Below are 15090 nucleotides of genomic sequence, written 5' to 3' on the forward strand. Positions count from 1 at the left end.
GTCGCCCGTGATCGTTGGCGACGGTTATAGCGCGGTGAAATGTGGATACTATCACACCGCGCTGTTCGTAAGCGTAGCCCGGATTGAGCGAAACGCAATCCGGGCTACAATTCCACTACTCCACGCCGCGATTGAACTTGTTCGACTTCGGCAGGCCATGGGCGAGCCGGCCGGCGTCGGCGCGGTTGCCGCGCCAGTCGGCCAGTTCCTTCATGGTCATGCTGTGCTCGCGGCCGGCGGAGTCCTTCCAGGTCAGGCCGGTCTTGGAGTCGAACACCGCAACATCCGACAGCTCCGAACTGGTGTATTTCTGCAGCCGCACGCCGCGGCCGCGCGCCATCTCCGGCACCTGGTCGAGGCCGAACAGCACCATCTTGTGGTTGGTGCCGATCACCGCGACGGTGTCGCCGTTCACGGTCGTGATCGCGCGGGCCTCGTTCGGCATCTCGACATTGAGCACCTGCTTGCCCTTGCGGGTATTGCCGACGCAGTCCTCTTCCTTGACGACGAAGCCCTGGCCCTCGCTGCTCGCGATCAGGAACTTGCGCTCGCCCTTGTTGACGAACAGCGAGATGATCGCGGCGTCCTGCTCGAGGTCGATGAACATGCGGATCGGCTCGCCGTGGCCGCGGCCGCCGGGCAGCTTTGCGACATCGAGCGAGTAGAACTTGCCGTTGGTGGCGAACAGCAGCAGCTTCGAGGTGGTCTCGGCAAAGAACGAGTGCTCGAGCTTGTCGTCGGTCTTGAAGGCGAGCCCCGAGAGATCCTCGACATGCCCCTTCAGCGTCCGCACCCAGCCCTTCTCGGAGATCACGACGGTGCACGGCTCGCGCTCGACGAGGGCTTCCTCGATCGCGGCGAGGTCATGCTCGGGCGCATCGGCGAAGGTGGTGCGGCGCTTGCCGAGCGGCGTCTTGGGTCCGAAGATGTCGCGGACCTTGCGCACCTGCTCGCCGACCTTGGCCCATTGCTCGGTCTCGGAGCCGAGCAACCCCTCGATGCCCTTCAGCTCCTTGCGAAGATCCTTGTCCTCGGTGCGGATCTCCATCTCCTCCAGGCGGCGCAAATTGCGCAGCCGCATGTTGAGGATGGCCTCGGCCTGGATCTCGGTGAGCTTGAAGGTCTTGATCAGGACCGGCTTCGGCTCGTCCTCGGTGCGGATGATCTTGATCACCTTGTCGAGGTTCAGATAGGCGACGAGGTGGCCACCCAGCACTTCCAGGCGGTGCTCGATCTGCGTCTTGCGGAAATTGGAGCGGCGGACCAGCACGTCGCGCAGATGGTCGAGCCATTCGCGCAGGCATTCGGCGAGGCCGACCACCTTCGGAATCCGGCCCTTGATCAGCACGTTCAGATTCAGCGAGATCTTGCTTTCCAGCTCGGTCAGCCGGAACAGCGACTCCATCATCAGCGCAGGATCGACGGTGCGCGATTTCGGCTCGATCACGAGCCGCACATCCTCGGCCGACTCGTCGCGGACGTCGGCGACCAGCGGCAGCTTCTTCTCGTTGATCAGCTCGGCGATCTTCTCGACGATCCGCGACTTCTGCACCAGCCACGGAATCTCGGTGACCACGACCACCCAGGTGCCGCGCGCGCCCTCCTCCTGCATCCAGCGCGAACGGGTGCGGAACGAGCCGCGGCCCGTGGTGTAGGCCTCGATGATCGCTTCCTTGGAATCGACGACGATGCCGCCGGTCGGGAAGTCCGGCCCCTTGACCCATTTCAAAAGCGCCTTCGACTTGGCGTCGGGCTTCTCGATCAGGTGCAGGGCGGCATCACAGAGCTCGGCCGCGTTGTGTGGCGGGATCGAGGTCGCCATGCCGACTGCGATGCCCTGCGCGCCGTTGGCGAGCAGGTTCGGAAAGCCGCCGGGCAGCACGACCGGCTCTTTCGACTGGCCGTCGTAATTCAGGCGGAACTCGACGCCGTCCTCGTCGATGCCGTCGAGCAGGAGCCGCGCGACCTCGGTCATGCGCGCTTCGGTGTAGCGGTAGGCGGCCGGATTATCGCCGTCGATATTGCCGAAATTGCCCTGGCCGTCGACCAGCGGGTAGCGCGAGGAGAAATCCTGCGCCAGGCGTACCATGGCGTCGTAGATCGCCTGGTCGCCGTGCGGATGGAACGAGCCCATCACGTCGCCGACGATCTTGGCCGACTTCTTGAATGCCGCGCGCGGGTCGAGCCCGAGCAGGTCCATGCCATAGAGGATGCGGCGGTGCACCGGCTTCAGCCCGTCGCGGGCGTCCGGCAGTGCACGATGCATGATGGTCGAGAGCGCATAGGCGAGATAGCGCTCCTCGAGCGCGTCACGCAGCGGCACCTCGTGAATTTCGGCCGGCTTTTCCGGCGGTATCTGACGTTTTCCCATGGGGAGGCGTTAAACCTTGGCGGTGAATCGGGCAAGCCGCGAATCAGCGGGAATTTAGGACCCGAATCGGCCTTACGGAACCGCCGTTCGGCTCCGCCGCCTGGTGACAGCGTTGATAAATCCGTCGCGGGCGTCGGAATGACCCTGGCCGCGGGGCTCCAGCACGTGGCGGAGCAGGAACAGGCCGGTGATGGCAAAGCCGTCGCGCAGGTCCTGGTCCGACCAGCTGTTGGCGCCGCCCTCGCCTTCGCGCAGGAACGCCGGCAACGGCAACAGCCGGTCGCGCCACGGCTCGCCCGCGGCCCGGGACACGGCGCCGCCGGATTTCGGCGACACGTAGACCAGGTCGGTGGTCTCCCCGGTGGCCGCACAGTTCTCGAGGTCGAGCCCGAAGCCGAGCTCGGTCAGCATCGCGAGCTCAAACCGGATCAGGTGCACGGCGGCAACGCCAGTGTCGTCGAAATCGTCGAGCGTCCCCCGCAGCATCTCGTAGATGTCTTCATGCGGATCGCGCTCCGGCAGCAGCCGGGCCAGCGCCGCCAGATGGGTCACGCCATAGACGGCGTGCGACGAGGCGAGCAGCGTCGCCGCGCGCAGCCGGGTGCCTTCCAGCGCATACATGCCGAGATGCTCGTCGAGCCGCGCCCGCCACACCGCGGTGACGCTGTTACCGGGTTGCAGCAGCGGCCGCATCCGCGAGCTGGCGCCGCCGCGCACGAGGCCAAGATGGCGGCCGTGCTCGCGCGTCAAGAGCTCGACGATGGCGGAGGATTCGCCATGCCGCCGCACGCCCAACACGATGCCTTCGTCGGTCCATTCCATGGTCGCAAGCGTAGCACTGTAGAGCGGATTAGCGCAGCGTAATCCGCCGACATCGCCATCGAACTCACTACGCGTTGAACCAGCCCTGCGCGTCGCCGGTGAAGGAATAATACAGCCCGGCCGCGGTCAGGATGCACGACACCACCTCGATGGCGCTGTCGAGCTCCAGGCCCTTGTCGCCGATCACCTGTACCAGCGACAGCACCGATATCACCAGCATCGCGGCCAGCACCCAGCGCGGCCAGTTCTTGCGGTGCTGCGCGGCGAGCCGGACGAAATACACCAGCAGCAGGATCATGCAGCCGGCCGTCAGGGTCTCGCCCGTGATGATCTGCTCGGTTCTCTCGAAGGTCGGCGTGCGGTCCTGGAATGCCACCGACAACGCATCGAGCGTCAGCGACAGATAGAGCAGCACCTCAAACCACAGCACATTTCTGGGCACGTTCATTGCGACGCCGGTTCTTATTCCTTGGGGAAGTCCAGTCCCATTTCCTTGTAGCGGTCGGGATCGTCGCCCCAGTTCTCGCGCACCTTGACGAACAGGAACAGATGCACCGGCACGCCCATGATCTCGGCGATCTCGGCGCGCGCCTGTGCACCAATCGACTTGATGGTGGCGCCGCCCTTGCCGAGCACGATCTTGCGCTGGCTCTCGCGCTCGACGAAGATCGTCTGCTCGATGCGGATCGACTTGTCCTTGCGGTCGGTCCAGCTGTCGGTCTCGACCGTCGACTGGTACGGCAATTCCTGATGCAGATGGCTGTAGATCTTCTCGCGGGTGATCTCGGCCGCCAGATGCCGCATCGGCGCATCCGACATCTGGTCCTCGGGATAGAGGAACGGTCCCGCGGGCACCATCTTCGCCAGCGCCTGGCGCAAATCGTCGACGCCGTCGCCCGACAGCGCCGAGATCATGAAGGTGTGCTCGAAGCGCATCCGCTCGTTGGCGGCCTGCGCCAGCGCCAACAGCTTCTCGCGCTGAACCAGGTCGACCTTGTTGAGCACCAGGATCTTCGGATGCGCGACGGTTTCGAGCTTGGCCAGGATCGCATTGGCCTCCTCGTCGATACCCGACTTGGCATCGAGCAGCACACAGACGAGGTCGGCATCATGGGCGCCGCTCCAGGCGGTCGACACCATGGCGCGGTCGAGCCGGCGCCGCGGCGCGAAGATGCCGGGCGTATCGACCAGGATGATCTGCGCGTTGCCTTCGATCACGATGCCGCGGATCAGCGCACGGGTGGTCTGCACCTTGCGCGACACGATGGTGACCTTGGAGCCCACCAGCGCGTTGACCAGCGTCGACTTGCCGACATTGGGCGCACCGATCAGCGCGACGAAGCCACAGCGCGTCGCGTCCCCCTGCCCCTTGGCTTCGTCAGTCATTGGTGCCGACGCCTTCACGCTCGATCATCGCGGATGCTGCTGCCTTCTCTGCCGCGCGCTTGTTGCCGCCGAGGCCCTCGGCTGAGGCGAGGCCCGGCAGGTCGACCGCAACGCGGAATTGCGGATCATGGTGCGGGCCGGTGCGTTCGACCTCGCGATAGACCGGCGTCGGCAATCCCTTGCCCTGCGCCCATTCCTGCAACACGGTCTTGGGATCGCGCAACGGCCGGCGCAGCTTGTGCATGCGCTCGGTCCAGTTGCGCTCGACGAACTGGCGCGCGGCCTCGTAGCCGCCGTCGAGGAAGATCGCCCCGATCACCGCCTCGCAGATGTCGCCGAGCACGGACTTGCGCAGCCGTGCGCCCTCGACCGCCTTCACCATGCCGAGCTTGATGTCCTCGAGCAGCCCGAGCGACTTGGCGACATCGGCGCAGCTCTCCTTGCGCACGAGGTCGGCGAGCCGCTTCGACAATTCGCCCTCGTCGGCCTTCGGGAACGCCCGGAACAGCATGTCCGACACGATCAGCCCGAGCACATGGTCGCCGAGGAATTCCAGCCGCTGGTAGCTGTCGGCGCGGTTGCGGGTAGCGGGCTTCAGCGCGGACACGTGGGTGAACGCAGTGGTCAGCAGCGCGGCATCCGAGAACGTATAGCCGATACGCGCCTCGGTGCCGGCGATCGCCGCCTTCTCTTCAGCCGCCTTGGCAGCCTTGCTGCGCCGCTTCTTCGGCGCGGCCGTGCTTTCGGCGGCAGGCGTCTGGCTCGGCTCGCCGGTCGGCGCTTGATCGTTGATGGCTGCGGTGTCGTCGTTCATCGCACGATGGAGAATAGGCGATTCCACCGCACCGCGAACGGCCAGCGCCAGACCATCCAGGCCTGCTCACCCTCGGCGATCGAGAAGAAGATCATCTGGCGCGCCCGATGATGTTCTCGAACGGCACGTAGCCGACCTGCGACAGGAAGCGGCTGTCGGTGGAGTTGTCGCGGTTGTCGCCCATCATGAAGAAATGCCCGGGCGGAACGGTGTAGACGATGGTGTTGTCCATGTAGCTGTTGTCGGTGCAGTCCAGCGACTCATAGCTGACGCCGTTCGGCAGCGTTTCTTTCCAGCGCTTGACCCGGGCGGTGGCATCCGCCGAGCCGCAGGGATCCTCGCCGATGAAATCGCTCAGCCGCTCGCGCTTGATCGGCTCATCGTTGATGTAGAGCAGCCCGTTGCGGACCTCGATGCGGTCGCCCGGGAGGCCGATGACGCGCTTGATGTAGTCGGTGGAGTCATCCCGCGGCAGGCGAAACACCACGATGTCGCCGCGGTTCGGTTCCGATCCGAAGATGCGGCCCGAGAAAATGTTCGGCGAGAACGGGATCGAATAGTGGCTGTAGCCGTACGAATATTTCGAGACGAACAGATAGTCGCCGACCAGCAGCGTCGCCTTCATCGACCCCGAGGGGATGTTGAACGGCTGGAACAGGAAAGTGCGGATGACGAGCGCGATCAGAAGGGCATGGATGACGACGCGGATGGTCTCGCCCAAGCCGCTCTCAGATTTGGTCCCGGTGGTCGCGCTCATTGCTTTCCCAATTCCCGCGGGCCCTGATGCCCACGCGGTGGCAGAACGTTCTCTCCACGCGAGGCGTTCGCCCCCCGCGTGAGGAAAATGGCCTTGATTCTGATCTTGAGGGCAAATTCCGGCGTAAACCCGAAATCCGCGTCTCGCTCGATATACCCTGCGGCGTTTTAGACGGTTGTTCGCAGGGGCGCAATCAATCGCCGCCTCAAAACTTCGCAATTCATTGAAATGTCAATGATTTTTTAGTTTGCTGAAGTTTTCCGGCAAATTCCGGCGCCGCGCGCTCATCTGGCCGGGGCAACCGCCGAAATTATGACGAAGGCCTGCGCCAGCGGCCAATCGTCCGTGATCGACAGGTCGATCTGCGCCTGCATGCCCTCGGGCGTCAGTTCCTGCAGCCGGGCCAGCGCGCCGCCGGTCAGCTTCATCGACGGCCGCCCTCCCGGCAGGTTCACCACCCCCATGTCCTTCCACCACACCCCGCGCCGGATACCGGTGCCGAGCGCCTTGGAGCAGGCCTCCTTGGCGGCGAAGCGCTTGGCGTAGGTTGCGACCACCATCTTCTCGCTGTTGGCGCGGCGCAGCGCCTTGGCGCGTTCGGCGTCGGTGAAGATGCGATCGAGGAATCGCTCGCCGTGCCGCTCGATCACCTTCGCGATCCGGGTGATGTCGATCAGGTCGGAGCCGATGCCGATGATCATGCGCCGGCCACACCCTGGGCCTTGGCGCGGCCGCGGTCCATCGCCGCGCGCATCTCGCGCACCGTCTCGGCGATGCCGACGAACAGCGCCTCGCCCATCATGAAATAGCCGATGTTGAGCTCGCGGATTTCGGGCAGCGCGGAAATCGTCTCCGCGGTCTCATAGTCGAGCCCGTGACCGGCATGGACCTCGAGCCCCGCCGCCTGCGCGAGCCTCGCGCCGGCGACGATGCGCTTCCACTCGGCCTCCGCCTTGTCCTTGTGGCCGTCGACCACCGCATCGCACCAGCCGCCGGTGTGGATCTCGATCACCGGCGCCTTCAGCTTGGCGGCCATCTCGATCTGCCTGGGATCGGCGGCGATGAACAGCGACACCCGGATGCCGGCATCGCTGAGCCGCGCGATGAACGGAGCCAGCGCATTGTGCTGGCCGACCACGTCGAGGCCGCCTTCGGTGGTGAGCTCCTGGCGCCGTTCCGGCACCAGGCAGACCGCGTGCGGCTTGGTGGCGAGCGAGATCCGCAGCATGTCGTCGGTCGCCGCCATCTCGAAATTCAGCGGCTTGGAGATCTCGGCCTTGAGCCGCGCCATGTCCTCGTCGCGGATGTGACGGCGATCCTCGCGCAGATGCGCGGTGATGCCGTCGGCGCCGGCCGCGATCGCGGCAAGCGCCAGCCGCACCGGATCGGGCCGCGCCCCGCCCCGCGCATTGCGCAGAGTCGCGACGTGATCGACATTGATACCGAGACGGAGCGGAGGAGCCTTTGACATTTCCCTGACCTGCAAGTTTAAGCCGTCATGCGCGGACCTGACCCGCGCATCCATCCTCTTCAAAAGATGGGTTGCCGGGTCAAGCCCGGCAACGACGACAATTCAGCCATTGACGCGCTCGACCCGTGCGACGACGGCCTTGGCGCGCAACTGCGCAATGATAGCGCTGAGATGCTTGAGGTCATAGACCTCAAGGTCGATGGTCAGCTCCGTGAAATCGGGCGATTGGCGCGACATGTGGATGTTGTCGATATTGCCGTCGTGCTCTGCGATCACGGTCGCGATCTGGGCAAGGCTGCCGGGCTCGTTGACATTGTGGACCAGAATGCGCGCCGGAAAGCGCTGCGGCATGGTCTCGTCGATATCCCAGCGCACGTCGAGCCAGCGCTCAGGCTCCTCCTCGAAATCCTTCAGCGCCGGCGCCTGGATCGGATAGATCGTGATCCCCTCGCCCGGCGTGACGATGCCGACGATGCGGTCACCCGGCACCGCGCCGCCATTCGGCGCGAACTTCACCGGCAGGTCGGAATTGATGCCGCGCACCGGGATCACCGAGGTGGCGCGGGCCGGATGCGGCGGGTTCTGCGTCTTGAGCTTCGCGGTGAGGCTCTTCTTGGCGCCGTAGCGCACCAGTCGCTCTTCCTTGTAGTCGGGATACATCGCACGCGCGACGTCGGAGGCCTTGATCTCGCCGCGCCCGACCGAGGCCATCACCTCCTCGATCGAGGTGCGCGCGAGCCGCGGCAACGCGCCCTTCAGCTTGTCGTCGGCATATTCGATCTTGGCGCGGGCAAACAGGCGGTCGACGATGCGGCGGCCGAGGCCAGCATACTGGTCGCGCACCGCATCGCGGGTGGCACGCCGGATCGCGGCGCGCGCCTTGCCGGTTCGGGCAAGCGCCTCCCAGGCCGACGGCGGCGCCGACTGCGCCTTCGAGGTCAGCACCTCGACCTCGTCGCCGTTTTGCAGCTCGGACGACAGCGGCGCGAACTTGCCGTTGATCTTGCAGCCGACCGCGCTGTTGCCGACGCCGGTGTGCACGGCATAGGCGAAATCGATCACGTTGGCGTTGCGCGGCAGCGCGATCAATTTGCCCTTCGGCGTGAAGCAGAACACCTGGTCGTGGAACAGCTCGAGCTTGGTATGCTCGAGGAATTCCTCCGGATTGGAGCTTTCCGAGAGGATGCCGATGGTGTGGCGCAGCCAGGCGAAGGCGTTGGACTCGTGCTTCAGCCGCTCATGCGGCGAGCCTGCCCCCTCCTTGTAGAAGGCATGCGCGGCGATGCCGAACTCGGCGATCTGGTTCATCTCCTCGGTGCGGATCTGCAGCTCGACGCGCTGCTTGCCCGGACCGATCACCGTGGTGTGGATCGACCGGTAGTCGTTCTGCTTCGGGGTCGAGATGTAGTCCTTGAAGCGGCCCGGCACGACCGGCCAGGTGGTGTGGACGATGCCGAGCGCGCGGTAGCAGGCGCCGACATCGTCGAGGATGACGCGGAAGCCGTAGATGTCGGACAGTTGCTCGAAGCCGACCGACTTGCGCTCCATCTTGGTCCAGATCGAAAACGGCTGCTTGCGGCGGCCGAACACCCGCGCCGTGATGCCGTTCTTCTGCAGGTTCTTGGAGAGCTGGGTTTCGATTTCGCCGATCAAATTGCGGTTGCGCTCGGCCAGTGAATCGAGCCGCTGCTTGACCACCGCATAGGCCTCGGGATCGAGCACGAAGAACGACAGGTCCTCCAGTTCCCCGCGCATCTCCTGCATACCCATGCGGCCGGCCAGCGGCGCATAGATATCCAGCGTCTCCTCGGCGATGCGGCGGCGCGAGGCCGGCGGCACGAATTCCAGCGTGCGCATGTTGTGCAGGCGATCGGCGAGCTTGATCAGCAGCACCCGGACATCGTCGGCGATCGCAAGCAGCAGCTTGCGCAGATTCTCGGCCTGCTTGGCCTCGCGCGACACCAGTTCCAGCCGTTTCAACTTGGTCAGGCCCTCGACCAGCGCGCCGATCTCGTGGCCGAACACATGGTCGATCTCGGCCCGCGTCGCCTCGGTGTCCTCGATCGTGTCGTGCAGCAGTGCCGCCACGATCGTGGCGTCGTCGAGCTTGAGATTGGTGAGGATCGCGGCGACCTCGAGCGGGTGCGAGAAATAGGGATCGCCGGAGGCACGCGTCTGCGTGCCGTGCGCCTTCATGGCGTAGACATAGGCGCGGTTGAGCAGGTCCTCGTTGGTGTCGGGGTTATAGGAACGGACGCGTTCGACGAGGTCATATTGTCGCATCATGCGCGTCCGCGGCTTGACCGGCCTCTCCGCCGCGGACGACGCCGGCGCCACCGCGACCGTTTCGGTTGCAGCCTGCATCTGGATGGAACTGCGGCGTCGATACGCCATGAACTCGCTGCCTCTCGCGCGGGACCCTAACGTCCCTTCTTCCTCAATCTAGTGCGCTTTCGAACGAAGCTGCACCCCGCACGGGCCCTGGAACCATTCAATTTCCCGCGCCCGCATAGGACGCACCGTAACAGCAAAATTGTCAACAAAAGCAAAGGCCCGGAGCAATGTCCGGGCCTTTTTCAAATCGGTTCGAAACCGGGAGCTGAAGGACGAGCTTACTCGTCTTCCTCGGGCTGCTCTTCCGGGGGCGCGAGGCCCTCGAGGCCCTTCAGCAGTTCTTCCTCGGTCATGCGCTCGACCGCGACCTCGGTGTCGTCGGCGTCGACGCTGGCACCAGCGGAACCGATCAGCGGCACAGTGTCCGGCTCGGGCTCGTCCACCTCGACGAACTTCTGCAGGGAGTGTACCAGTTCCTCCTTCAGATCTTCGGGCGAGATCGTCGAATCGGCGATCTCGCGCAGCGACACGACCGGGTTCTTGTCATTGTCGCGATCAACCGTGAGTTGCGATCCCGACGAGATCATCCGGGCGCGATGCGCAGCCAACAGGACGAGGTCGAAACGATTGTCGACCTTATCAATGCAATCTTCGACGGTGACGCGAGCCATCTCGAGGCGCTCCGTGGTAAAAGGGACCGAACATGTAGGTTATGAGGGTTAGTTATAGGGCTAGCCCCCGCTTCGCAAGGTAAAATTTGTGATTTGCCTTCCCAACAGGCTCTGATAACCCGGTCTGCCGGGGCCAGAAGGGCCGGAGCGTCTGACGACATGGCTAGGTTGCTGTCCCAGACAAGTAAATCTCTTCATTGCAATGTCAAAGGTCTAGGCTTTTTGCCCTCGCCTCACCATAATTGCGGTGGTGACTGTCGTGGGGAAAGATTCACTGAACTTTAGGCAGCAACGCCGGAAATTGCGCGCGGTTGATCACCGCCGCGCTAAGAACACTAACAACCACGCGAGAACACTTTGATGTCGTCACCTGTTTCCAACAAGATCGCGCTCTTCATCGACGGAGCGAATCTTTACGCCACCGCAAAAACGCTGGGCTTCGACATCGACTACAAGCGCCTTCTGAAGGAATTCCAGAGTCGCGGCACGCTGCTTCGCGCGTTCTACTACACGGCGATCATCGAGGATCAGGAGTATTCGTCGATCCGTCCGCTGATCGATTGGCTCGACTACAACGGCTACACCGTCGTCACCAAGGCGACCAAGGAATTCATCGACGCCAGCGGCCGCCGCAAGGTGAAGGGCAACATGGACATCGAGCTCGCGGTCGATGCCATGGAACTTGCCGAGCACATCGACCAGATGATTCTGTTTTCCGGCGACGGTGACTTCCGCTCGCTGGTCGAGGCCGTGCAGCGCCGCGGCGTTCGCGTCACCGTCATCTCCACCATTGCCAGCCAGCCGCCGATGATCGCCGACGAGCTGCGCCGCCAGGCCGACGTCTTCACCGACCTCGTCGAGCTGCAATCCAAGCTTGGCCGCGATCCGTCGGAACGCCCGGCCCCGCGCGAACCCCGCGAACCGCGTCATCACTCCCCGCAGTTCCTGCAGCGCGCGACCACCATGGCCCCACGGGGAGCCGATGACGATTTCGACGAGTAGCCTCGTCGCCGCATCTCAGCGTCCCGACAGCAACTGTCAGCTCTGCGTCAGGCTGGCCGACTTTCGCGCAGAGGCGCGCAAACTCCACCCGGACTGGTTCAACTCGCCGGTGGAATCCTTCGGCGACCCGAATGCGCGGCTGTTGATCGTCGGGCTCGCGCCGGGCATGCAGGGCGCCAACCGCACCGGCCGGCCCTTCACCGGCGACTATGCCGGTGACCTGCTCTACGCCACCCTGCTCGAATATGGCTTTGCCAGCGGCGTCTACCAGGCGCGGCCGGACGACGGCATGACGCTGGTCGACAGCCGGATCAGCAACGCGGTGCGCTGCGTGCCGCCGCAGAACAAGCCGCTGTCGGCCGAGATCAACACCTGCCGGCAGTTCCTCAGCGCCACCATCGCTGCGATGCCGAAGGTACGGGCCATCGTGCTGCTCGGGCGCATCGCCCACGAATCAACCCTGAAAGCATTGGGGGTTCGTCTGGCCGCAGCGCCGTTTGTGCATGGCGCCGTGCATAGCGTCGGCAAGTACAAGCTCTACGACAGCTACCATTGCTCGCGCTACAACACGAACACCGGTGTGCTGACGACCGAGATGTTCCGCAAGGTCTTCGCGACGGTGCGCAAGGAACTGGGCTAGCGCCCTTTCCGGTATCCGCTTTGCGAACCGCTATCCGAAGCCCGCAAACGCCATGGGACACCCGCCAACTTCGGAATAATAGAAAATATTCCTGAGTTGCCCGACGTGTCAAGTTGCCTGGTCGAATGCCGGCCGCCGCCGGCTCCTTTGCATGGGGTTGTTTTCGATATCTTGGCAGTCCCCTGCGACGGCTGCGCTAGCTAGTCGTTGCGCGGATTGTCCTTCAGCCATTCCAGCACATCGCCCGCGTTCCGGTCAGGCGGGAACACCGGATAGAACACGTGCGTGATGCGCGCATCGTCGATCACAAGCGCCAGCCGCTTGATCAGCGTCAGGCCTGCGACCGACATCGTCGCAATCTCAGCGTGTGCGTCAGTTCCAGAGCTTCGTCCGACAGCACCGGGAACGGCAGGTGCAGGCGCGACGCCATCTCGGTCTGGTAGGCATTGCTTTGCGTCGACAGCCCGAACACTTCTGCGGCGCCGGCCGCCTTCAGCTCGGCGAACAGGTCGCGGAAGGCGCAGGTCTGCGGCGTACAGCCGCGGGCGCCGGGGATCATGTCCCAATCGTCGACCAGCCCAATCTTGCCGGGCTCGCCGGTTCGCGGATAGGCAAACACCACGGTGCGGCCCTTGAGCGCCGACAGCGTCACGGACGTGTCGTTGGTGGCCCGCAAGGTCACCGGCGGGATCGTCATGCCAGTCAGGTGCGCCGCGCCGCCATCATCGGTGGGCGCCGGGATCTTGCTCCAGTCGACGTCGGTGAGGCTGCTCTGGCTCATCGGCCCATCTCCCATCCGCCGTCATCGCAAAATGACGGCGCGCTATCCCCGCGCCCGCATCAGGCGGCCCTTTTCGCGGCTCCAGTCGCGCTTCTTCTCACTCTCGCGCTTGTCGTGCAGCTTCTTGCCCTTGGCAACCGCGAGCAGCAGTTTGGCACGGCCGCGCTCGTTGAAGTACAGTTTTAGTGGAATGAGCGTCATGCCCTCGCGGTCGACCGCGCCGAGCAGCTTGTTGATCTGCTTGCGATGCAACAGCAGTTTTCGCGGCCGCTTCGGCTCGTGGTTGAAGCGGTTGGCCTGCAGATATTCAGGGATGTTGGCGTTGATCAGCCACAGCTCGCCGTTCTTGGAATCCGCATAGGATTCCGCGATCGTGCTCTTGCCGCTGCGAATTGACTTCACCTCGGTGCCGGTCAGCGAAATGCCGGCCTCGATGGTGTCCTCGATTGCGTAGTTGAAGCGGGCCTTTCGGTTTTCGGCGACAACCTTGATCGGGCGTTCGTTCTTCTCGGCCACTTTAGCTCTTCTTGAGGAGGTCGCGGATTTCCGTCAGCAGCACGACTTCGTCGGACGGCTTCGGCGGCTCGGCCGGTTTGGCCTCATCCTTGCGCTTGAACTGGCTCATCAGGCGGATCACGATGAACAGCACGAAGGCGACGATGACGAAATTCACGATCAGCGTGATGAAATTGCCGTAAGCCAGCACCGCTCCCTGCTTCTTGGCATCGGCCAGATTGGTGGCAGTCACGTTCTTGGCAAGCGGGATGAAGTAATTGGAGAAGTCGAGGCCGCCAATCATGCCGACGATGGGCATGATGATGTCGCCGACCAGCGAGGTGACGATCGCGCCGAAGGCCGCGCCGATGATGACGGCGACGGCGAGGTCGACGACATTGCCCTTCATGGCGAAATCGCGGAATTCCTTCAGCATTCCCATCCCCTTCTGCTCGACACTGCGCACGGCATTATTCACGGCAGTACAGGCCCCGGTTCAGTTGATCAGGCCGGCATGCACCATGGCGCTGCGGACGGCCTGGCGGGTGGATTCAGCAACCGGTACCATCGGCAGACGCAGCTTCTCGTCGAGCTTGCCGAGCAGCGACATCGCATATTTCACCGGCGCCGGATTGCTCTCGATGAACAGGTTGGTATGCAGCGGCATCAGCTTGTCGTGGATCTTGAGCGCGGTGGCGACGTCGCCCTTCTGCCAGGCGGTCTGGAACTCGGAGCACAGCCGCGGCGCGACGTTCGAGGTCACCGAAATGCAGCCATGGCCGCCATGCGCCATGTAGCCGATGATGGTCGCGTCCTCGCCGGACAGCTGGTTGAAGTCCTCGCCCATCGCGGCGCGCTGCTGCGAGACCCGCACCATGCTGGCGGTCGCGTCCTTGACGCCGGCGATGTTCTTCAGCTCGAACAGCCGCTTCATGGTGTCGACCGACATGTCGATCACCGAGCGCGGCGGAATGTTGTAGATGATGATCGGAATGCCGATCGCATCGTTGATCGCCTTGAAGTGCTGATACATGCCTTCCTGGGTCGGCTTGTTGTAGTACGGGGTCACGATCAGCACCGCGTTGGCGCCGGCCTTCTCGGCGTGCTCGGCGAGCTCGATCGCCTCCTTGGTCGAATTCGAGCCGGCGCCGGCGATCACCGGCACCCGGCCCTTGGCTTCCTCGATGCACCACTCGACCACCCGCTTGTGCTCATCATGGCTCAGCGTCGGGCTCTCACCGGTCGTGCCGACCGGCACCAGGCCGTGCGTGCCCTCGGCGATCTGCCAGTTCACGAGGCCGCGGAACGCCGCCTCATCGACCGAGCCGTTTTTGAAGGGCGTCACCAAGGCAGTGAATGATCCCCGGAATTTTGTCTTGGCTGCCATGGACTTCCTCCAAACGCTTCAGGCTAAAGGCTAGGTCGACGGACCCTTGTTGTTGTCGTGCTTTACGTCCGTGCAACCGGCACCCGGTTGATGCGAAACGCCATGAAAGGCAATTCATATCGGGTCTGGCCGACAGGCGAAAGGGCCGTACCGTACCTA

14 protein-coding genes and 2 pseudogenes are annotated in these 15090 nt (G+C 64.0%); 2 read left to right on the top strand and 14 right to left on the bottom strand.

What is annotated here, in order from left to right; genetic code table 11:
• Positions 1 to 115: 115 nt before the first annotated feature.
• The 10 genes and pseudogenes from parC to rpoZ form a co-directional block, all read right to left on the bottom strand.
• Positions 116 to 2371, bottom strand: coding sequence for a DNA topoisomerase IV subunit A (gene parC / locus AKN84_RS21430; RefSeq protein WP_050422609.1), 2256 nt, complete (start codon positions 2369 to 2371; stop codon positions 116 to 118).
• A gap of 72 nt (positions 2372 to 2443) precedes the next feature.
• Entirely contained in the window at positions 2444 to 3193 is a 750-nt protein-coding gene (gene recO / locus AKN84_RS21435; RefSeq protein WP_050422610.1) for a DNA repair protein RecO, read from the bottom strand.
• 67 nt (positions 3194 to 3260) lie between these two features.
• Positions 3261 to 3641, bottom strand: a complete 381-nt coding sequence (locus AKN84_RS21440; RefSeq protein WP_050422611.1) for a cyclin family protein — start codon at positions 3639 to 3641, stop codon at positions 3261 to 3263.
• Positions 3642 to 3655: 14 nt separating this feature from the next.
• Positions 3656 to 4579, bottom strand: a complete 924-nt coding sequence (gene era / locus AKN84_RS21445) for a GTPase Era (protein ID WP_050422612.1) — start codon at positions 4577 to 4579, stop codon at positions 3656 to 3658.
• Positions 4572 to 5393, bottom strand: coding sequence for a ribonuclease III (gene rnc, locus AKN84_RS21450; protein ID WP_050422613.1), 822 nt, complete (start codon positions 5391 to 5393; stop codon positions 4572 to 4574). The genes era and rnc overlap by 8 nt, the downstream gene beginning before the upstream one ends.
• Positions 5390 to 6150, bottom strand: a pseudogene (lepB, locus tag AKN84_RS21455) (signal peptidase I). Before lepB ends, rnc begins: the two are co-directional and overlap by 4 nt.
• 284 nt (positions 6151 to 6434) lie before the next feature.
• Complete coding sequence (acpS, locus tag AKN84_RS21460) at positions 6435 to 6851, bottom strand: holo-ACP synthase (RefSeq protein WP_050422614.1); 417 nt, start codon at positions 6849 to 6851, stop codon at positions 6435 to 6437.
• A complete protein-coding gene (locus AKN84_RS21465) occupies positions 6848 to 7621 on the bottom strand; it encodes a pyridoxine 5'-phosphate synthase (RefSeq protein WP_050422615.1) in 774 nt (257 codons plus the stop codon). The genes acpS and AKN84_RS21465 overlap by 4 nt, the downstream gene beginning before the upstream one ends.
• Positions 7622 to 7723: 102 nt before the next feature.
• Positions 7724 to 10015, bottom strand: a complete 2292-nt coding sequence (locus tag AKN84_RS21470) for a RelA/SpoT family protein (RefSeq protein ID WP_050422616.1) — start codon at positions 10013 to 10015, stop codon at positions 7724 to 7726.
• Positions 10016 to 10233: 218 nt separating this feature from the next.
• A complete protein-coding gene (rpoZ, locus tag AKN84_RS21475) occupies positions 10234 to 10626 on the bottom strand; it encodes a DNA-directed RNA polymerase subunit omega (protein ID WP_016844003.1) in 393 nt (130 codons plus the stop codon).
• Positions 10627 to 10986: 360 nt separating this feature from the next.
• Here rpoZ and AKN84_RS21480 point away from each other — a divergent pair, with 360 nt between their 5' ends.
• Positions 10987 to 11628 carry a LabA-like NYN domain-containing protein gene (locus tag AKN84_RS21480; protein WP_050422617.1) on the top strand — a complete coding sequence of 214 codons (642 nt, stop codon included), beginning with the start codon at positions 10987 to 10989 and terminating at the stop codon, positions 11626 to 11628.
• A complete protein-coding gene (locus AKN84_RS21485) occupies positions 11609 to 12268 on the top strand; it encodes a uracil-DNA glycosylase (RefSeq protein ID WP_050422618.1) in 660 nt (219 codons plus the stop codon). Before AKN84_RS21480 ends, AKN84_RS21485 begins: the two co-directional genes overlap by 20 nt.
• A gap of 200 nt (positions 12269 to 12468) precedes the next feature.
• On the opposite strand, the pseudogene AKN84_RS21490 reads toward AKN84_RS21485, so the two are convergent.
• The 4 genes and pseudogenes from AKN84_RS21490 to dapA form a co-directional block, all read right to left on the bottom strand.
• Positions 12469 to 13049, bottom strand: a pseudogene (locus AKN84_RS21490) (peroxiredoxin).
• Between the two features lie 42 nt (positions 13050 to 13091).
• Positions 13092 to 13565, bottom strand: coding sequence for an SsrA-binding protein SmpB (gene smpB, locus AKN84_RS21495; RefSeq protein WP_050422619.1), 474 nt, complete (start codon positions 13563 to 13565; stop codon positions 13092 to 13094).
• 1 nt (position 13566) lies between these two features.
• Positions 13567 to 13980, bottom strand: a complete 414-nt coding sequence (gene mscL, locus AKN84_RS21500; RefSeq protein WP_050422621.1) for a large conductance mechanosensitive channel protein MscL — start codon at positions 13978 to 13980, stop codon at positions 13567 to 13569.
• A gap of 60 nt (positions 13981 to 14040) precedes the next feature.
• Complete coding sequence (gene dapA, locus AKN84_RS21505; protein WP_050422622.1) at positions 14041 to 14931, bottom strand: 4-hydroxy-tetrahydrodipicolinate synthase; 891 nt, start codon at positions 14929 to 14931, stop codon at positions 14041 to 14043.
• Between the last annotated feature and the right edge of the window lie 159 nt (positions 14932 to 15090).

This window comes from Bradyrhizobium tropiciagri, assembly GCF_001189845.1.
GTDB lineage: Bacteria > Pseudomonadota > Alphaproteobacteria > Rhizobiales > Xanthobacteraceae > Bradyrhizobium > Bradyrhizobium tropiciagri.